The sequence below is a fragment of the Kitasatospora sp. NPDC004745 genome (assembly GCF_042873275.1).
Lineage (GTDB): Bacteria > Actinomycetota > Actinomycetes > Streptomycetales > Streptomycetaceae > Kitasatospora.
In genome coordinates this window covers 76,071-95,011 of record NZ_JBIALK010000015.1, presented here as the reverse complement: position 1 = coordinate 95,011, position 18,941 = coordinate 76,071, and the positions used below count along the sequence as shown (strand labels likewise).

The window sequence follows — 18,941 nt, the reverse complement described above, 5'->3', positions numbered from 1 at the left end:
CCGGCACGCGGCCGACCATACGGAGACAAGGTCGATTATGCCGCAATGGTGATCATTTAGGAGTACATGGCGAATGTGCGGAATATTCCCCTGACCTGCCGTCAGGTGTAGGATGCTGAACCCGCGGCTCTGTGTCGGGAGCGATATCAATGGGGGCAGGCATGGCTCGTGGATGGGAAGCCGATCCTTCCGCTTCGTTCGAGAAGCGCCTGGGGAAATCCGCGAAAGAGCTCGGGACGTCCGAAGGCCGGGACGAATGCCCGGACATCTGGCAGCTCTCCAACGGTGATATCGCCGTGATCGGGCGCGACCTCACGCAGGACTACGGCGGCCGGCTGCCCGACGGCGTCGCCCTCGGCCCCGGCGAGCGGCTCGTCGTCATTCCCGGCGTCATGCTGAGCGCGGCGAAAGCGGACATCGCGGATGCCTGACCGGCGGGTCCCGGAGCTGCGGCCCGAGTGGGGCGAGACCCTCGCCCGCCAGGACTACAAGCGCGACTTCCGCGAGCGGGACACGCGCGTGCACGGCCGGGACTCCTGGAAGCTGGAGCGGCTCCAGCACTTCGAGGAGCAGGGCAGTACCAGCTGGGACGCCGTGCGCCGCGGGGACTGGGACGAGGCGCTGCGGCTGCTGGAGGGCCGGCGCGCCGCGCTGCTCGCGATGGGGCGCCAGGACGAGGAGCGACAGTCGTTCTTCCACCGCGTCCGGGTGGTCCAGCGGCCGCTGACGGCGTACGTGCACTGGGAGCTGCACTCGCTGCGGATCCGCGCCGAATGCGGCGAGCGGATCCGAATCCTCGACGCCGAGGCGCTCGCCGATTCCGGGGACGAGGAATTCGGTCCGCTGCCGGAAATCGTCGTCCTCGGCGGCCGCACGGCCTACCGGGTCATCTATTCGGAGACAGGGGTCCCGTCCGGCGCCGTCCGTTACACCGATCCCGATCTCGTCCTCCGCTGGGAGGACTACATCAAGGATCTCTACCGTGCCGGCGAGGACGTGCACTCCTACTTCGCCCGCGAAGTGGAGCACCTCCCCCCGCCCACACGGAATCGGAGCACCGTGGCAGACGAGGACGACGGGAACACCGACAGCCCCGGACGCACGCATTCCGCCGTGTCCGGGTCCTCGACCCACGACCTCGTCCAGGCACGGGACATCCGCGGCGGAATCCACTTCCACCGCGACCCCGACCACCGCGACACCACGAACCCGGCCGACACCGCCCCGAAGCCCCGCCAACTGCCCGCCGACGTCCGCGGCTTCGTCAACCGCGTCGACGAACTCCACCGACTGGACACCGACCTCACCCGGGAAACCCCGGACCGCCACGAAGCCGCCGTCATCGTCATCGCCGGAACCGCCGGCGCCGGCAAGACCTCCCTCGCCCTGCACTGGGCCCACCACGCCCGCGACCGCTTCCCCGACGGCCAGCTCTACGTCAACCTCCGCGGCTACGACCCCGGCCGCCCCGTCACCGCCCCGGAAGCCCTCCACCACTTCCTCACCTCCCTCGGCGTCCCCGCCCCCTCCGTCCCCACCGACCCCGACGCGGCCGCCGCCCTCTACCGCTCCCTCCTCGCGGACCGCCGCGTCCTCGTCGTCCTCGACAACGCCGCCACCGCCGCCCAGGTCCGCCCCCTGCTGCCCGGCAACTCCGGCAGCCTCGTCCTCGTCACCAGCCGCAGCCGCCTGTCCGGCCTCGCCGTCCGCGACGGCGCCCGCCGCCTCACCCTCGGCACCCTCCCCGAACCCGAGGCCGTCGCCCTGCTGCGCGCCATCACCGCCGACCACCGCCCCCACGACGACCCGGACCAGCTCACCCAACTCGCCCGACTCTGCGCCCGGCTCCCGCTCGCCCTGCGCATCGCCGCCGAGCGCGCCGCCAGCCTGCCCCACACGGCCCTCGGCGACCTCATCGCCGACCTGCGCGACGAATCCGCCCTCTGGGACGCCCTCACCGTCGGCGAGGACGAGGACGCCGACGCCGTCCGCACCGTGTTCGCCTGGTCCTACCGCGCCCTGCCCGCACACGTCGCCCGGCTCTTCCGCCTCCTCGGCCTCCACCCCGGCCCCGACTTCGGACTGCACGCCGCGGCCGCCCTCGCCCACCTCACCCCCGGCCGCACCCGCCAACTCCTCGATTCCCTCGTCGGCGCCCACCTCGTCGAACAGAGCGCCCCCGACCGCTACCAGTTCCACGACCTCCTGCGCGCCTACGCCACCGACCAGGCCCACCGCGAGGAGACCCCCGAAGAACGCCACGCCGCCCTGCGCCGCGTCCTCGACTGGTACCTGCACACCGCCGACGCCGCCCAGCAGCGCCTGCGCCCCACCGAAGCCCGCGTCCCGCTCGACCCGCCCGCCGACGGGATCCGGCCGACCGCGCTCGCCGACTACAACACCGCCGTCGACTGGGCCGAACGCGAACGCGCCAACCTCCTGCACGCCGTCCACACCGCCGCCACCGCGGGCGAGGACCGCCGCACCTGGCAGCTCGCCGCCGTCCTCTGGAACGCCCAGGCCCCCTCCGCCCCCGGCGCCGACTGGCTCCCGGCGGGCCACGCCGGCCTCGCCGCCGCCACACGCCTCGGCGACGACCGCGCCCGCGCCCTGCTGCTCACCGACCTCGGCATGGGCTGCACCCGCATCAACGCCCTCGACGACAGCCTCGGGCAGCACCGCGCGGCGCTCGCCCTCTGGCAAGGCCTCGGCGACCGGCTCAACGAGGCGCACTCCCTCAACCTGATCGGCCTGGTCCACCTGCACCGCCGACAACTCGCCGACGCCGCCGAGCACTTCGAGCGGGCACTCGCCGCGTTCCGGCTCCTGGACGAAGCGCAGTGGGAGGCCACCACCCTCGCCAACCTCGCCGGCACCCACTACCGCGCCGGCCGCCTGCCCGAGGCCGCGACCGCCGTCGCCCAGGCGCTGAGAGCCCACCGCGCCCTGAAGAACCAGCGCGGCGAGGGCAACGCCCTGCGCCTGCTCAGCGACATCCGCCGCGAGGACGGCGACACGGCCGGCGCGCTCGCCGCCGCCCAAGCCGCCCTCGACATCGCCCTCAACCTCAGGGACCACCGTCTCGAGGGCTTCTGGCTCCTCACCCTCGGCGACGCCCAGCGCGCCGACGGACAGCACACCGACGCCCTGGAGTCCTACCAACGCTCCGCCGTCCTCCACCGCCGCCTCGGCGACCGCAGCCGCGAAGCCCAGGCCTGGCACGGCACCGGCGAGACCTACCGCCGCCTGGACCGCCCCACCGAAGCCGCCGCCTTCCTGCGCCGCGCCGCCGCCGCCCACCACGACCTCGCCGACACCTGGCACGAGGCCCTCGCCCTCGCCGCCCTCGCCGCGGCCCTGGCGAACGCCGATCCCCAGGCGGCGCGACGGCACCGGCAGGACGCACTCGCCCTCCTCGCCGGGTACGGCGACCCGCGGGCGGGCGCGGTGCGGGAGCGGATCACGCGGCACCTGGAGACGGGCTGACCGCGTTCGCGCCGTCCGAGGCGGTGGCCCAAGCCGTCGCCATGCGAGGCAGGACGCGATGCCGTCACCGGACCCGAGCGCGCCGGCCGCCCCCGTCAGCCGTCGTCGGGGCCCAGCAGCGCGGCGGCCGCGGCGACGAAGGCGACGGATGCCTCCTTCGCCGCATGCCGCCGGGCGTCCAGCTCGGCTCGGTCGCCGGCCCTGCGCAACGCGTACGTCGCGTCCGCCGCCCGCTGCGCGGGGCCAGCCAGCTCGGGGACCAGGACCTGGAGCCGGATATGGGGCGCGGTGACCGCCGTCCGCGTGTCGTGTGACCTCGTCTGGGCCTCCAGCTGGTGCTCGGCGCCCGCCTCGGCCAGCGCCAGCCGCTCCCGGTGGAACATCGCCGAGCGGTGCGCGTCCAGGGCGGCCGCGAAGTCGGTGACCGCACCGAGCCGCTCCTGGCGCCGGCTGTCGGCGCGCTCCTCCGCCCGCGCGGTGCGCGCCGAACGGTGCTGGAGGAGTCCGGCGGTCAGGGCACCGGCGAGGGTGCCGAGCACGGCGACGATCGAAGGCCATATGGACATCTGGTGTGGGTCCCCCTCAGACAGTCGGTTCAGCGGTGAGGCCGGCGGACAGGCAGTCGCGCGCGGCCCAGCCGGCGGCCTCCCACGCCCGCGGCGCTCCGCACCACTCTGGCGGGCGGTGTACCGCCGACACCAGCCACCTGAAGCCCGGACCGCGACCACTCCCCGGGAGCCGCTGAAGGCGCGACGACGGCCGGAGGCGCGCCCCGCCGCCCGGGGCGGGCGAGCGACCGGCGCACGGGATCGGCCGGGCGCAGCGCGAGAAACCCGGGGCCGGGGTACGGCCGAGCGCCACCGCACCTACGCCCGAGCCGGCGCGGGCCCCGCCTACTCCACCGCGGTGGCGATCACCGTCCACGCCTTGGTCGACGTGTCGTCCAGCCGGAGGTCGAACGCGAAAGCGATCGGACGGCGCTTGCGCGCGTCACCGCGGAGCACCTGCTCGCTGCGCCGGTCCACCTCGTAGTAGACGCCCTCCGCGTCGACCGCGACCCGGAAGACGATGGGGTCGCGGGAGACCAGCGAGCGCACCGCGACGGACCGGACGACGGCGTCACGCATGACGGTGCGGTCGGCCGTGCGCACGGACGTGAAGTCCAGGCTGCCGTCGTTCATGACCCACTCCTCGAGGAACCGCTCGACGGCGACCTCGAGGACCGCCTTGTCGAACCGGCCGTCGAGCACGCTCAGATCACCGGCGGCGGCGTCGGCGTCCGTGCTCCACACGATGTTGGTGAGCGACAGGATGTCGCCCGCGCCCCTGACCGCGGTCTTCCCGGCGACCTCGAGCACCGCCTCGCGGGCGACCTCCCTCTGGTCCCAGCCGTCCGTCTCGATGGCGCTGGTCAGGTGGTGCGCACCCTCGGCCGCCTGCTCCACCGACGACACGATCCACTCCCCGGCCCCGCTCTTGCGCAGCGTCCAGTACTCGACCGGACGCGTCGAGCCGTCCTTGCGCACGGCGTCCGGACCGTTGCCGCGGCGCACGTAGTCCCTGAGCGTCGCGGTGATCCGGAAGGTGACGGTGTCGTTCACCTCGCCCGCGCGGTTGGCGACGTCGACCAGCTCGACCTCCGGGCCGGAGACGATCTCCACGACGTTGACCTCGCCGCGCGACTCGTAGTCGCGCAGCTCCTCGGCCCACTTGCCGTAGAGCACCGGGGACAGGATCCGCTGCAGCGTGGCGTGGTCGTGGTGGGTCCAGGCGTGCTGGGCGGTCACGTACAGCCAGACGGCCCGGTGCTCGAGCGCGGCGCGCTCGAAGGTCGGATCCGTGTCGGCCAGGGCGTCGACCCGCGCCCCGACCCGGGCCGCGCGCTCGCGCGCCTGCGCGTCCGCGCGGTGCGCCACACGGTCCGACACCGTGTTCAGACCGGCCGCCTGCGCCGCCTTCCGGTGCCGGTACACGAGCCACAGGATCAGCAGGACGACGGCCACGATCACCACCAGGGCGACGAGCCCGCCGCCACCGGTTCCGACGCCGTAGCCGAAGCCACCGCCGCTCGACCCGTGGAAGCCACCGCCGTGGCTGCCCCCGCCACCGCTGCTGCCCCCGCCGCCGAACCCGTGGCCGCCGCCCCCGCCGCGGGCGTACGCGACGGTCGGGCTGCTCAGCGCGGCCGCTCCGGCGACCACGGGTATCCATCGACGGGCGCGCACCAGGCTCCCCCTTCACGAATCAGAGCTGTCCGACGAGAGCCTACAAGCCGGGTTGTCCGGGAGACCCCGGGGTCGGTGAGTCGTCCGAGGGCGGGGACGGCGGGCCCACCGGGGCATGGATCCGTCCGAAGAAGGCGTCGGAGCGCTGCCGGCAGGGCTCCGCTGAAGTCGAGCCGATACCAGGACCACACTCGGGCACGGGCCGGCGACGCTTCCGAACCCGCTCCGGCGGTCCCGCCGTGCCCGCTCGCGCACACTGGAAAGGACCGGTCCGCGTCCGAACCCCCGAGCGGGCGGCGGACCGGTCCCAACCGCCCACGCCACGCATCCGGGCGGGAGCGTTCCGGGTGGGCCTCTCCGCCCGGAGGGCGGGTGCCCCGAAGGCGCTTCCCTGCCCCCTTGACGTTGCGGCGCCGTCTGCGGCACCCGCCCGGACCCCGAGAGCCGTCAGAACCGGCCCGCCGGTGAAACGGTGCGCGGGACGAGTCGTTTCGTCCGATGTCTCATCCCGATACCGGCTGTTTGGTCTGCGGTGCCGGGTCGCGCGAGCCCTGGCAGTACTACGACCTGGACCACGGCTGGTGCACCTACACCTTCTTCGAGCAGTGCCAGCACCGGATGGCCTGCGCGCGCTGCGACTTCTACACCCCGGAGAACTCCAGCAGGGGCCAACTGCTGGAGGCGAAGGAGAACCTCCACAAGATGCTGGCCAACATCCCGCTCACCGATGACGAACGCGCTGCCGTCGACGACGGCCAGGCCGCCCTGGACCAACTCCTGGAGCGACTCACCGACGTCCCCACCCCAGCCGGACCGACACCATGCCAGCTCGGTATCCCGGCCACGGCAAGGCTGCTGCCGATCGTCGAGGTGACATCGACGGGGAAGGTGCCGAACCCGCTCGCAGCGAGGCCGCTAGTCTCCGGGCATGAACGACAGCGACGCAGCCCAGCCGGAAGCCGAGGACCCAGTAGCAGCGCAGTGGCAGCTGGTTCGAGAGATGAACGAGAACCGCATCGACAAGCACCTCGTCGAAGCGGCCTACACCAACCCTGCTCTCCGAAGCCTCTTCCCGTTGGTCGGCCACGGATCACTGCAGTTCAGCCGATGCACCCGCTTCCCTTGGTCTCAGGACCTGCCCTCGATCTTCCCCCTCGATGGCCAACGGTTTCGCGTGTTGAGACTGCACGAACCACAAGGCTCCGGGCGGGAGCGAATCGGCGGAGCTTTCACTGCCGAGGAGGCCGTCGAAATCGCTGCCGCAAACCTTCCAGCCGGCTGGGGTCCCGCCGTGGACGGCAAGCCTGACGTCCTCGAACCGCTCAGCTGACAACTCTCCGGACTGCAGCGACTTTGCTGTTTCTTTGCCGCTCCTGAGGCGGCGTCGAGAAAGCGGCCGCAGCAGCTGGCCTGTGGAGGTGCCAAAGGGCCGTGGCCGTCCTGCCACGTGCCCGAGACGCCCGGACGGGACATAGCCGGCCCACCGTCAGTGCTCACCGCGATGCCGTCCCTGCCTCACCGCTGTGGCAGCCGAACGCCCGGCCCACCAGCCCGCCGTCCGGTAGATTCGGCCGCCGGCTGATCGGCACACGAAGCGGCTGTGGGCCGCGGGTTCGACGCAGGGGGCAACGGGGTGCGGACCGGGGACGGGCGGGGCCGGCGGGTGGGGGACCTGCTGGAGTGCTGGCGGGCGATCGAGCTGTTCAGTCCGCCGACCATTCCGGAGGTGCCGCGCAAGCGCCGCGCAGGCCGTCCGCGGGTGTCGGACACGGTGGTCGTCGACGTCACGCCGGCCGCAGGCCAGGTGGCGCCGCCGCTGCCGTGGGCGCCGGAGCATCCGGAGACGGCGGCGTGGCGGGCACCGAGCGGGATGGTGTGGCGGCACGAGGTGTACGGCGGGGTGTTCGACCTGGAGCGGCTGCGCCGGGCGATGATCGCCGTGCTGCCCGAGGACACGGAGCCGGATCCGGGGGTGCCGGACGGGGAGCTGGAGCTGCCGGGCAGGAGCGCGGTGTTCGCGCTGGTCCTGGACGAGTACGGGCGGCCCGTCGCGGACACCTCGGTGGTCTCCGCGTGCGCCTGGGCGACGGGGCGGCTCTTCGACCCGGGGCCGTCGGCGCCCGGGTGGCTGGACGGGTTCGAGGAGCTGGGCGAGGCGTTCGAGGTGGCGGTGGGGCGGCTGGCCGCCACGCCGGTCCCGTACGCGGCCGGCGCCGCTCCCCTGCCGAACCCCCTGCTGTCGCGGCCCATGGGCGCCGCGCCCGTACGCCAGGAGCCCGTCCCCGCCGACGGCTGGCGCCGGCTGCTTGCGGAGATCCTGGGCGGCGCGGCGGTGGCCGCGGTCGGGGCGCTGTTCGGCGAGGTCGCCGGCGCCGCCGTGCAGGGGGCGACGGAGCCGCTGGTGCGGCGTGTCGCCGAGTGGTCGGCGGCCCGCCGTCCGGACCGGGCGGACACCGACGGGGCCTCCACCCCCGGCCCGGACGGCACCGGCCCGGACACCCCCGGCCCGGACACCACCGTCCCGGACACCACCGTCCCGCCGATGCCGCTGGAAGCGTCCGCCGACGTGCCGTCACCGGACGGCGAAGCCCCGGACGACACCGGCAGCCGCCCGGTGGCACTCGCCGACCTCGTCGCCCTGACAGCCCAGATCGCCCACCTGTGCGGCGTCGAGGAGCAACTCGACCCGCGCGTGATCCGCGTCCAGAGCAGGCTCGTCCGCCTCCCCCGGGACCCGAAGGACAAGCCCGCCACCCCGCAGCCGTTCCTCAACAGCCTCCTGCCGCCCGACCTCGCCCGGGTCCGCGCCGCCCTCACCGACGGCAAGGGCACAGGCAGCGGCAGCGGCGGGGCCGAGGGCCTCGGCCCCGCCCTGGAGGCCTACCTGACCTCCCACCGGGACATCCCCGTCGACGCCCGCACCGACCTGCGCGAGGACCGCCTCGCCGTCCTCGACGGCGTCGACCCGGCCCTCGTCCCCGCCGGACGCTGGCCCGCCAAGGCGAGCCACCCGCTCGCGCTCAGCCAGCAGTTCGCGGTCAACCGCATGCTCGCCGACCGCACGGACGGGACGACGGCCGCCGCGGGCCCCGACGCCGGCGGCCTCTTCTCCGTCAACGGACCGCCCGGCACCGGCAAGACCACCATGCTGCGCGACCTCGTCGCCGCCCTCGTGGTCGAACGCGCCGCCGTGATGGCCGGCTACCGGCGGCCCGGGGACGCGTTCCCCGGCCGGGCCTGGCGAGGCAAGGACCGCCAGGGCCGCCACGCCCGCTTCGTCGCCGCCCTCGACCCGAAGCTCACCGGCCGCGAGATCGTCGTCACCTCCTCCAACAACGGCGCGGTGGAGAACATCACCGCCGAACTGCCCGGCGCCGCCGCCCTCGACGAGCACTGGCACGACGGCCCCGACCACTTCTCCGACCTCGCCTCCGCCCTCCTCGGCGGCGAGCCCGCCTGGGGACTGGTCGCCGCCGTCCTCGGCAACAAGGCCAACCGCACCCGCTTCACCCAGCGCTTCTGGTGGGGCCGCCTGCCCGAGGACGAGAGCGCCGCCCGCACCGCCGCCGGGCTCCCGCCGCTGCGCGGCATGAACGCCGTCCTCGGCGACTGGGTCCCGCCGAGCGCGCCCAAGCCCGCCCGCACCCCGCGCGACCGACGAACGGCCCCCGCCGCAGCAGCCGCCGACACCCGCACCGCCACCACACCCGCCGGCCCCGCCCAGCCCATCCCCTCCTGGCCGCGGGCCGTCGCCGCCTTCACCGCCGCCCAGGCCGAAGTCGAACGCCTGCGCGCCGAACGCGCCCGCCTCGCCGCCACCCTGGCGGACACCCGACCCGACCGCCTCCACCCCCGCCTCGACGCCCTGCGCGCCGCCATCACCCGCGCCGACGCCCGCGCGGCAGCCGCCCGGGCCCGCCACGACACCGCCCTCACCGCCGTCGACACCGCCACCGACGCCGTCCGTACCGCCGAAGCCGCCCACGAGGACGCGACCCGGCGCATCCCCCACGCCCGAAGCGTCCTCGCCGAGGCCCGAAGCGCCCTCGCCACCGCCCGCGAACGCGCCGACCACCACACCCGCCAGATCGCCGCCCTCACCACCCTCCACGACGAACCCCCCACCGCCCAGCCCGGCCTGCGCGCGGGCCTGCGCCGCCTCCTCCGGAACAGCGCCGAACGCCAGGCCGCCGAACAGCACCGCGAACGAGGCCAGGCCGAACTCCTCGCCCTGATCGCCCGACAGCGCACCGCCCTCGAGGACGCCTACGACCACATCGCCCGCTGCGCACGCGACGAGGACCTCGCCGCCGCCGAACTGCACACCCGCTCCACCACCGCCCTCACCGACGCCGCCACGGCCCTCACCCGCGCCCGCGCCCGCCGGGACGCCGCCCACGCCGCCGAATCCACCGCCTACGCGGCCGCCGAACAGGCCCGCGGCGAGGCATGGGCCGCCCGCCGCGACCTGGAGGACGCCACCGCCGCGCTCGACGCCGCCCACCGCACCCTGCGCACCGCCGCCACCGCCCTCCCCTCCCTGCCCCTCGACTGGCTCCACCTCGACGACCACGAACAGGAACTCGGCGCCCCCTGGTCCGACGAGGCCTGGAGCACCGCCCGCAGCGACCTGTTCCTGCGCGCCCTCGACCTCCACCGCGCCTTCGCCGCCAACACCGCCAAACGGATCCGCGGCAACCTCCAGGTCCTCATGGACCTCATGACCGCGAACAGCGGCCCCGTCCCCGACGAACAGGTCCTGCACGCCTGGCAGACCCTCTTCCTCCTCGTCCCCGTCGTCTCCACCACCTTCTCCTCCTTCGGCAGCATGTTCGCCCGCCTCGGCCGCGGCTCCCTCGGCTGGGTCCTCGTCGACGAAGCCGGCCAGGCCACCCCACAGGCCGCCGTCGGCGCCCTCTGGCGAGCCCGCCGCGCCGTCCTCGTCGGCGACCCCCTCCAGCTCGAACCCGTCGTCACCATGCCCACCGCCCTGCAGCGCCGCCTCCTGCTCGCCCACCACGTCGACGAGGAGTGGCTGCCCTCCGCCACCTCCGCCCAGGCCGTCGCCGACCGCGTCAACCGTCACGGCACCTACCTGCCCGCCCCCACCGGCGCCGAGCACGACACCGTCTGGGTCGGCTCACCCCTGCGCGTCCACCGCCGCTGCGAAGACCCCATGTTCACCGTCAGCAACGACACCGCCTACGGCGGCCTCATGGTCCACGGCACCCGCCCCCAGCCCTTCCCCGACCCCGGGCACGACGGCCTCCTCCCCAGCCGCTGGCTCGACACCCCCGACCCCGACCGCCCCGCCGACGCCCCCTGGGGCGAACGCGACCGCCGCGCCCTCACCTACCTCCTGCGACAACTCGACCGCCACGGCGTCGACACCGAACGCCTGCGCGTCATCGCCCCCTTCCGCGCCCTCGTCCGCGAAGCCCGCGAAACCTGCCGCACCCTCCCCGGCTGGACCCCCGAAACCCTCGAGGAACGCTGCGCCACCGTCCACAAGGCCCAGGGCAAGGAAGCCGACGTCGTCGTCCTCCTGCTCGGCGCCGGCGGCCGCCCCGGCGCCCGCGCCTGGGCCGCCCGCACCCCCCACCTCCTCAACGTCGCCGCCAGCCGCGCCAAACGCCGCCTCTACGTCGTCGGCGACCGCGCCCTGTGGGCCCCGCTTCCCCACTTCGACGTCCTCGCCGCCGAACTCCCCGCCTACGACCACATCGAGGACCGCGACACCTGGCCCCTCGACGCCCCCGAACCGGCCGGCCCGCCCGCATAGTCCGCGTCCTCCAGCCCGCGTCGCCCCCGAACGGCCCGGTACGGGCGGGGGCGCCCGTACCGGATCCGTGCCGTCGTCCCGACCCTGGGGGAGGAGACGCGGAACGGGGGCCGGCTTCGTCGGACGGCCCGGGTGTGGATGCGGCCGCGGAGCCGGCCAGTGGAGAAGGGGGACTTCGCGGGACATCTAGAATGCCCGCAGACGCGCGCACGGCGGGGCCTGCCGCGCTGAGCGTCCTCGAGCTGGTTCGGGGGCGACGGACGGGCCGCGGCCGTGACCGATGGTGAGGACGACGTGCTGACGGCCCATGACTCCCCGGCCACGTGCCGGACCTGCTCAAGGGTCCCCCAGGCAGCCGGGAGCCGCCGATGCGATGCCGTGCCGGTGGGGGCATCGTGCGACTCGGCTCGGTCGGCCGGGACGGCCTCTGTGGCGGCGGCGTGACCAGGCCCATCGGCGGAATGCTGCACCACGTCGAGATCTGGGTCCCTGACCTTGACCGTGCCACGGCCTCCTTCGGGTGGCTGTTGAATGCCCTCGGATACACGTTGGCCCAGAGCTGGAGCGACGGGCGCAGTTGGCGCCTCGGGGCCACGTACCTCGTCTTCGAACAGTCGAAGGCTCTCACCGCCGACCGTCACGACCGCTGTCGGCCCGGGCTGAACCACCTGGCGTTCCACATCGACGGGCCGGACACGGTGGAGGCGCTGGCCTCGGAAGCCCACCAGCATGGCTGGCGCCTGATGTTTCCGGACCGTCACCCGCACGCCGGCGGCGAGCACGTCTATGCCGCCTATCTGGAGAACGAGGACGGTTTCGAGGTCGAGCTTGTCGCGATCAGTGCGCCGGAGGCGGACTGAGTGCAACGGAGGCCGCTTGAGCCTGGGGGCGGCTCAAGCGGAGCCACCCCACTGTCGCCGCTGCTGGCAGGCCGCGAGCCGACCGCTCCCCTCGTAGCTGCATCTCCGCCGGCTTGCCTGGCACCTCTGGCCTGCTGCCTCGACTGACCTCGTGTACGGCGAGGACTCGCCCTCGTGGATCTCACGGGCTTGGGAACCGGCTGACCCCCGCGGGTGCGGGGAGGACGCCGGGAAGCGGACCTGGTGCTCCTGGACGCGCGGCTGACCCCCGCGGGTGCGGGGAGGACCACTCGAACTCACGGAGCTGCATCACGGCCTGCGGCTGACCCCCGCGGGTGCGGGGAGGACTGGACCAGCCCGGTGGTGGCGATGGCCTGTGCCGGCTGACCCCCGCGGGTGCGGGGAGGACGCACCATGCCGGACCACAGCGGCAGCCCGGTCAGGCTGACCCCCGCGGGTGCGGGGAGGACTCACGCAGGCCGCCGATCCGCTCGAAGGCCGCCGGCTGACCCCCGCGGGTGCGGGGAGGACGCACCATGCCGGACCACAGCGGCAGCCCGGTCAGGCTGACCCCCGCGGGTGCGGGGAGGACTGGCTGCTCGATGATGTACGGGCGCTCGGTCGCGGCTGACCCCCGCGGGTGCGGGGAGGACCAGGTGTCCAGCATCGGGTTGATGATGGTCCACGGCTGACCCCCGCGGGTGCGGGGAGGACGGCCACCTCCCAGGGAGCGGGGGCCCGGTGATCGGCTGACCCCCGCGGGTGCGGGAAGGACGCCGCTGGTGTCGGCCAGGCGGCGCGCGAGGTCGGCTGACCCCCGCGGGTGCGGGGAGGACGCCACCGTGTCCTCGGCCGCCGCGATCTGCTGCGGCTGACCCCCGCGGGTGCGGGGAGGACACCTGGTGAAGGTGCTCGACGCTGATGATGTCCGGCTGACCCCCGCGGGTGCGGGGAGGACGGGACGCGGACCTTGCCTCGGACGTCGGTGACCGGCTGACCCCCGCGGGTGCGGGGAGGACCGTTGCCACGGCCCGCAGCGCCTCTGCCTGCGCGGCTGACCCCCGCGGGTGCGGGGAGGACTTCACCAGAGAATCCAGGGTGTCCTGTTCGTGTGGCTGACCCCCGCGGGTGCGGGGAGGACCACCCCTTCACAACGCACTACACGAGTGCTAACGGCTGACCCCCGCGGGTGCGGGGAGGACTCCACGGTGAACGGCCACGGCGTGATCCCCGCCGGCTGACCCCCGCGGGTGCGGGGAGGACAGCGTCGGATGGGTGACCCAGATCAACTCCCCCGGCTGACCCCCGCGGGTGCGGGGAGGACTGCGATCTGATGCACCGTCAGATCGGCTGCGAGGGCTGACCCCCGCGGGTGCGGGGAGGACCGAGGCGGGGCGCGCCTACCGGATCAACGTCGCGGCTGACCCCCGCGGGTGCGGGGAGGACGAGCACGTCCAGACGTTCCAAGGCGGCAGGTACGGCTGACCCCCGCGGGTGCGGGGAGGACGGGGCCCGGCCCCCTACAGCCCCTCTAGGAGGGGGCTGACCCCCGCGGGTGCGGGGAGGACAGCGTCGGGTCGCCCGCGTGCTGCGGTTGCCCCGGCTGACCCCCGCGGGTGCGGGGAGGATGTGTCCGACAACGACAGCGACAGCTACCTGCGCGGCTGACCCCCGCGGGTGCGGGGAGGACTCATCGATGGTGACCTCGCCACGCTGCACCGACGGCTGACCCCCGCGGGTGCGGGGAGGACTCGCCACGGGGGCGGTCTTCACCCGCCACGTGCGGCTGACCCCCGCGGGTGCGGGGAGGACGTCGATGGCGTACTCGTGGGGGTAGCGGAAGGCGGCTGACCCCCGCGGGTGCGGGGAGGACCTCCAGCGTGCAGGTGACGAGGGAGCCGCCATCGGCTGACCCCCGCGGGTGCGGGGAGGACTCGGACGAGTTCGCTCTTTTGGCCAATCATCATGGCTGACCCCCGCGGGTGCGGGGAGGACTTCACGAGGCCCGGGACGGAGGCGACCGATTCCGGCTGACCCCCGCGGGTGCGGGGAGGACGCCCATCAGAGAGTCGGCAAGACTCGGTGCAGCGGCTGACCCCCGCGGGTGCGGGGAGGACGGCCCCGTGAACGTCGGCGAACTCGTCGTCACCGGCTGACCCCCGCGGGTGCGGGGAGGACGCCGTCGGTGTCGCCGCCACCATCGAGCAGGACGGCTGACCCCCGCGGGTGCGGGGAGGACCCTTGGGGCGGGGGGTCAGGCCTGCTGGCCGTCGGCTGACCCCCGCGGGTGCGGGGAGGACATCACCTCCGCCGGTCCGCCGAGGACGGGCGGGGGCTGACCCCCGCGGGTGCGGGGAGGACACTTCCTGAGCTGCGGCGCAGCAGCGACTTTGCCATTTCTTGACTGATGGGATGCCAGGTCTGGAAGCCCGTCATTGTGTTGTCAGAGGTGGCGTGGTCAGAGTGTCGAGTTGTCAAGGAGCACCTGACATCGTGCCACGCGCGCCTGACGGTTTCCTCGGCCTGTCGACCAAGGAGAACAGCTGGCCCCGCTGCGCCGGGCCTCAAGGAGTCGTGTTGTCCCGCCCCGCCCGAAGGTGAGGCGGGACAACACGGATGTGTCAGCTGTTGGTCGTCAGCAGACGGTTGGCCAGGGCGTCGGCGAGTCGGTAGGCCTCGTCGGCCGAGAGGGTGCGGCAGATGGCATCTGCCAGTTCCTCGACGTTGTGCCAGTCGACATCGCCGAGCTCCACCGTCGGGGTGGGGGCTGCCGGCTTCTCCCGCTGCTCAGGCATCGGGAGCGGCTCTGAATTTTCCGCGGAAAATCGGTCGGCGATCGGCGTGGGCTCAGTGCTCGCGATCGGAGCCTGCGGGGCGGGCTCCGGCCGGGAGGCGGGAGGTACCACTGGCCGCGGCGCCGGCGGCGCAGCCTCCGTGGCCGGCTGGGGGGCCGGCGCCGGGGCGACCACCGGCTGCGGGGTCGGCACGTCGGCAGGAGCGGCCTTGGCCGCGGCCTTCGCCTCCACCCTCGCCGCCCGTCTGGCCGCTACCGTGTCAGAGTCGGACTGGAGCAGCTGCTCCAGCTCTGCCGTCTGTTCGGCCAGGGACATCTCCTCGATGCCCTTGACCGACCCCAGGCGCCGCGCGACGTTGATGGAGACGCCATCCTCGCCGCGCGCCTTGGCCCGCACCTGGCGCTGCAGCTCCGGGTGGAGCTTCAGCAGGTTCTTGCGGTGCGAGATCCAGCTCTGGGACCAGCCCTCGGCCTCGGCGGCCTCCTTGGCGGTCGGGTACTGCGCCACGATCAGCAGGACCGCGTTGGCCTCCTCGATCGGGTCGAAGTCCTTGCGCGCCATGTTCTCGTCGAGCGCCGCCCGCAGCAGGGTCGCCTTGGAGTCCGCCACCGTGTCGTCCACGACGACCAGCAACTGCTCCCGCCCGTACAGCTGCGCCGCGGCGCGGCGGCGGTTGCCGTTGACGATGACGACGTCCTGCGGACCCGCACCGAGCGCTTGCCGGTCCTCCGGCCACAGCCGCAGGTAGGCGTCCGGGGTGACGGCGAGGCAGCTCTGCAGCTGGCGGTCCTTGATGCTCGCCAGGTCGGAGAGGTCGCCCAGCTCGTCGCGTGGGTTGCGCGGGTTGGGCAGGCAGTTGGCAGTGGGTACCCACCGTGCCGGGGTGTCGTTGGCGCTGCTGTCCACACCCGGGGCGTCGACGACCGGGTCGGCGGCCATCGACGCGAAGGAGACGCGACGGCCCGCCATCAGCGACCCCCGTACCCGAGCTCGAGGGACAGGCGGAAGAAATCCTCCCGCGCCCGGTAGGCCGTGCCGCTCTCCTTGTACTGGGTGACGACGGTGCCCTCGGCGACCGCCCGCGAGTGGATCTTGTAGCGGCGCAGGACGGTCTTGGCGCGGGGCCAGCCCTTCGCCGTGATGTACGCCTCGGTGTCCTCGAGGTCTGCGCGACCGTCGCGCGGGTCCCAGTTGTTGACGACGATCCGGAAGGGGATGTCCATCGGCTCGATGACCTTCTGGATGGTCCGGGCCGTCGGGTCGAAGCACAGCGGCTCGGTGATCATCGGGACCAGGACGTCGTCCGCGATCTCCAGTGCCCGGCGCAGGATCTCCTCGTCGGCCAGGGTGCCCGGCGTGTCGATGAAGATGTGCTCGTACTCGTCCTTCTCGCCGAGGACGTCGAAAGTGCACGCCGCGAGGTTGACCGTGGTGGTGGTCTTGCCCACGCCGCCCTTCTGATTGGCGATGACGTGGATCTTCGCGCCGGTGTTCTTCAGGTGGATCAACTGATCGGCCTGCTCGTGCGCCGCCATGAAGTCGAAGGGCAGGTTGTCTCCCACCCGCTCCGCCCAGACGACGGCGGACCCCTGGGGGTCGGTGGACACGACAAGCACAGATGGCTTCATGATGTTCCGTTCTCTCCGTGGGCTTCCCGGGCGGTGTTGCCCGGTACTGCGGATGCCCGCCGCTCAAAGCCTGGACGGCGGACGTGGGACAGCATTCCAGATGATCAGGTCGGAGCTTGAACCGACCCGCGTGTCGCGGAGCACAATGATCGAATCCGATTCCGCGCCGCGGGTCACCATGCCTCTCCGAAGCCGTCCTGATTGTTTCTCTGCGGGTATGACGGCGAATGTGTGGCGGAGGGGGGAACGCGCACGGAAGGCGGCTGCTGGAGCGTACGGATCGAATCGCATGATGGGGATAGCCCCATTTGTCGTGGACCGCCCTGCGTATGCCGGCGTCACCAGCCTGGCCGGGCGTGCGGTGGAAGGCGGGCGGCAGCGGCCGTCGGCGGCGAGGTGGGGATGAGCCCGTGACAGGCCCGCTCAGCCGGCCGGGCCCGGCGGATGCGCCGCGGTGAGTTCCGCCTACGTCGGCCGGGTAAGGACGTCCTCGGCCGTCCGGGTCCCGTCCTGCTCGTTCAGGCGGGCAGTTCGGCCAGGGCGGCGGAGTCTCCGGTGGCGGCGACTTCCCCGTAGCGGCCTCGTGCGCCGTCCCTGTCTCCGTGCAGTTCCCTCAGCCGTCCCGTCTCGGTCAGCGCGGCGTGATAGCCGGCATCGAGGGCCCGTCGCGCGAACGCGTCCGCCGGACCGGGCCTCTCTCCGGCCGCCCGCGCCAGTTCGGCCAGGGCGGCGGCGTAGCCGTCCTCCGCGACCTGCCGGTAGAGGGCCCCCGCATCCCTCGCGTCGCCGCCCTGCTCACCCAGCCGGGCGAGGTGCCACGACGCTGCCGCGCGCGGCGTCGCCGGCGCGCCGGAGGAGCGCTTCGGCGCCCCGCAGGTCGCTGTGCTGCTCCCTGAGCCGCGCCAGTTCGATCAGGGAGGCGCTGTATCCGGCGTCGACGGCCTGACGGTAAAGCAGCTCAGCGCCTTTCCAGCTCGCGGTCTGCGCCTGCAGGCGCGCCAGCGCGGGCGGGAGTGCCTCGTCGTCGGCGTCGGAGGGCGTCGCGCGTCCGGCCTGGCAGATGGCGTTCGCCCACGCGGTCGAGCACGGGTACTCCTTCGTCGCCGAGGGCACCTTCCGCAACGCCGAGGCAGTGGTCGCCGACGCCAGGTTCTTCGCAACCGGCCGACGAGGCGACGGCTCACCCGCCATGCCGCTTCCCGAGGGCCGCAGCCGCGACGACCGTGTCGACCGAGAATCCGCCGGGGACGGATGTCGGGTACGGCCGCCTGGGCTTGAAGGGCCCCGTTGACCCTGTACAGCTCGAACCACGCCACTGCGATGCGTGGACCCGAGCGGCAGGCTCCTGTCTATAAGCGGCGGCGAACCTCCGACAGATCGGACTGTGGGACGACTATAGGGACCCGTGGATACTCACCGAAGGCAAGGACCTAACCCGCGATTCGAGGAGCGAGATGACTGAGCACAGCCCGACCGTGGCAATCTCCGGGGACGTGCCCACGTCCGTGGTCTACGACATGTTCGCCGAGACAGCGACACACCTCTCGGCCCGCTTTGTGGGGCTCTATGACGGCGCGACCGCTGAACGCGAACGCCAAGCTGGTGGACCAGGGTCCTCGACCTCCGGGACGAGCGGGACGCGGTCGACCCCTACGACCGAGCCGCTCTGATCGCCAAGATCACCGTGTGGACAGCCGAGATCCGAGCCCTTGACAAAGAACATCGTGGCTGACCCGGATCCGTACGTGCTGACCCCGGAACAGCTCAGGGAACGATTCGACAGGGCGACCGAGGGCTACGTCTTCGGCCGACGGCGCCTACCCGAACACCGGCCTCGTCATCCCTCATCGCCCACGAGCAGGCCGCCCCCTCCGCGGGCCCAGGAAGAGGACGACACCGAACACCGACGCGTGCGCGCCTGCGTCGAGCACACCTTCGCTCGCATGGAAGAACTACAAGATCCTCCGAGACTGCCGGCAGAAAGGCGACGGCCTGCACCACGCGGTGCAGGCCGTCGCCCACATAGACCCGGCCTTCTTCGCCGAGAGCGCCGCCGCGAGGTGGTCCTCTCCCGCGTCGTCGCGGAGGCCGCGCTCCAGGACCTCGAACAGAACAGCTGACGGACCTTCCCCGGGATCGAGGGATGCCCGGGGAACACGGGAACA

At 73.4% G+C, this 18,941-nt stretch carries 10 protein-coding genes, 1 pseudogene and 1 CRISPR repeat array; of the genes and pseudogenes, 6 read left to right on the top strand and 5 right to left on the bottom strand.

All coding sequences use genetic code 11. The features are described 5' to 3' along the window. Positions 1 to 161: 161 nt before the first annotated feature. Positions 162 to 431, top strand: coding sequence for a hypothetical protein (locus ACFYUY_RS23620; protein WP_387903285.1), 270 nt, complete (start codon positions 162 to 164; stop codon positions 429 to 431). Next, complete coding sequence (locus ACFYUY_RS23615; protein WP_387903283.1) at positions 424 to 3,486, top strand: ATP-binding protein; 3,063 nt, start codon at positions 424 to 426, stop codon at positions 3,484 to 3,486. Before ACFYUY_RS23620 ends, ACFYUY_RS23615 begins: the two co-directional genes overlap by 8 nt. 95 nt (positions 3,487 to 3,581) lie before the next feature. Here ACFYUY_RS23615 and ACFYUY_RS23610 read toward each other — a convergent pair whose 3' ends face one another. Together ACFYUY_RS23610 and ACFYUY_RS23605 are read right to left on the bottom strand one after the other, a co-directional pair. Beyond that, on the bottom strand, positions 3,582 to 4,052 hold the full coding sequence (locus ACFYUY_RS23610; protein ID WP_387903280.1) for a protein kilB: 471 nt from the start codon (positions 4,050 to 4,052) through the stop codon (positions 3,582 to 3,584). Positions 4,053 to 4,379: 327 nt separating this feature from the next. Continuing rightward, positions 4,380 to 5,711 carry a TIM44-like domain-containing protein gene (locus ACFYUY_RS23605; protein WP_387903278.1) on the bottom strand — a complete coding sequence of 444 codons (1,332 nt, stop codon included), beginning with the start codon at positions 5,709 to 5,711 and terminating at the stop codon, positions 4,380 to 4,382. 928 nt (positions 5,712 to 6,639) lie between these two features. Between ACFYUY_RS23605 and ACFYUY_RS23600 the strand changes: the two genes are divergently transcribed. The 3 genes from ACFYUY_RS23600 to ACFYUY_RS23590 all read left to right on the top strand — a co-directional run bounded on the left by ACFYUY_RS23600 (position 6,640) and on the right by ACFYUY_RS23590 (position 12,353). Beyond that, complete coding sequence (locus tag ACFYUY_RS23600; RefSeq protein ID WP_387903275.1) at positions 6,640 to 7,041, top strand: DUF6193 family natural product biosynthesis protein; 402 nt, start codon at positions 6,640 to 6,642, stop codon at positions 7,039 to 7,041. A 333-nt stretch (positions 7,042 to 7,374) separates the two neighbouring features. Next, on the top strand, positions 7,375 to 11,493 hold the full coding sequence (locus ACFYUY_RS23595) for a DEAD/DEAH box helicase (protein ID WP_387903273.1): 4,119 nt from the start codon (positions 7,375 to 7,377) through the stop codon (positions 11,491 to 11,493). A 461-nt stretch (positions 11,494 to 11,954) separates the two neighbouring features. Next, the gene (locus ACFYUY_RS23590; RefSeq protein WP_387903270.1) at positions 11,955 to 12,353 is read left to right on the top strand and encodes a VOC family protein; all 399 of its coding nucleotides are present in this window, start codon (positions 11,955 to 11,957) and stop codon (positions 12,351 to 12,353) included. Between the two features lie 197 nt (positions 12,354 to 12,550). Then, positions 12,551 to 14,714: direct repeats of the CRISPR family, unit length 29 nt; unit sequence CGGCTGACCCCCGCGGGTGCGGGGAGGAC. Between the two features lie 260 nt (positions 14,715 to 14,974). On the opposite strand, the gene ACFYUY_RS23585 is transcribed toward ACFYUY_RS23590, so the two are convergent. The 3 genes from ACFYUY_RS23585 to ACFYUY_RS23575 all read right to left on the bottom strand — a co-directional run bounded on the left by ACFYUY_RS23585 (position 14,975) and on the right by ACFYUY_RS23575 (position 17,967). Then, positions 14,975 to 16,117: a ParB/RepB/Spo0J family partition protein gene (locus tag ACFYUY_RS23585; RefSeq protein ID WP_387903267.1), complete on the bottom strand. Its 1,143-nt coding sequence runs from the start codon at positions 16,115 to 16,117 to the stop codon at positions 14,975 to 14,977. Next, complete coding sequence (locus tag ACFYUY_RS23580) at positions 16,117 to 16,755, bottom strand: ParA family protein (protein WP_308437661.1); 639 nt, start codon at positions 16,753 to 16,755, stop codon at positions 16,117 to 16,119. Before ACFYUY_RS23580 ends, ACFYUY_RS23585 begins: the two co-directional genes overlap by 1 nt. A gap of 816 nt (positions 16,756 to 17,571) precedes the next feature. Then, entirely contained in the window at positions 17,572 to 17,967 is a 396-nt protein-coding gene (locus ACFYUY_RS23575; protein WP_387903264.1) for a hypothetical protein, read from the bottom strand. A gap of 615 nt (positions 17,968 to 18,582) precedes the next feature. On the opposite strand from ACFYUY_RS23575, the pseudogene ACFYUY_RS23570 reads away from it, so the two are divergent. Then, a pseudogene (locus ACFYUY_RS23570) lies at positions 18,583 to 18,795 on the top strand (transposase family protein); the annotation flags it as partial. Positions 18,796 to 18,941: the final 146 nt, after the last annotated feature.

Excerpts from the sequence above, each read along its gene's own strand:
- ACFYUY_RS23620 (WP_387903285.1), top strand. The coding sequence starts at position 162 with ATGGCTCGTGGATGGGAAGCCGATCCTTCCGCTTCGTTCGAGAAGCGC.
- ACFYUY_RS23615 (WP_387903283.1), top strand. The coding sequence starts at position 424 with ATGCCTGACCGGCGGGTCCCGGAGCTGCGGCCCGAGTGGGGCGAGACC.
- ACFYUY_RS23610 (WP_387903280.1), bottom strand. The coding sequence starts at position 4,052 with ATGTCCATATGGCCTTCGATCGTCGCCGTGCTCGGCACCCTCGCCGGT.
- ACFYUY_RS23600 (WP_387903275.1), top strand. The coding sequence starts at position 6,640 with ATGAACGACAGCGACGCAGCCCAGCCGGAAGCCGAGGACCCAGTAGCA.
- ACFYUY_RS23590 (WP_387903270.1), top strand. The coding sequence starts at position 11,955 with ATGCTGCACCACGTCGAGATCTGGGTCCCTGACCTTGACCGTGCCACG.
- ACFYUY_RS23585 (WP_387903267.1), bottom strand. The coding sequence starts at position 16,117 with ATGGCGGGCCGTCGCGTCTCCTTCGCGTCGATGGCCGCCGACCCGGTC.
- ACFYUY_RS23575 (WP_387903264.1), bottom strand. The coding sequence starts at position 17,967 with ATGGCGGGTGAGCCGTCGCCTCGTCGGCCGGTTGCGAAGAACCTGGCG.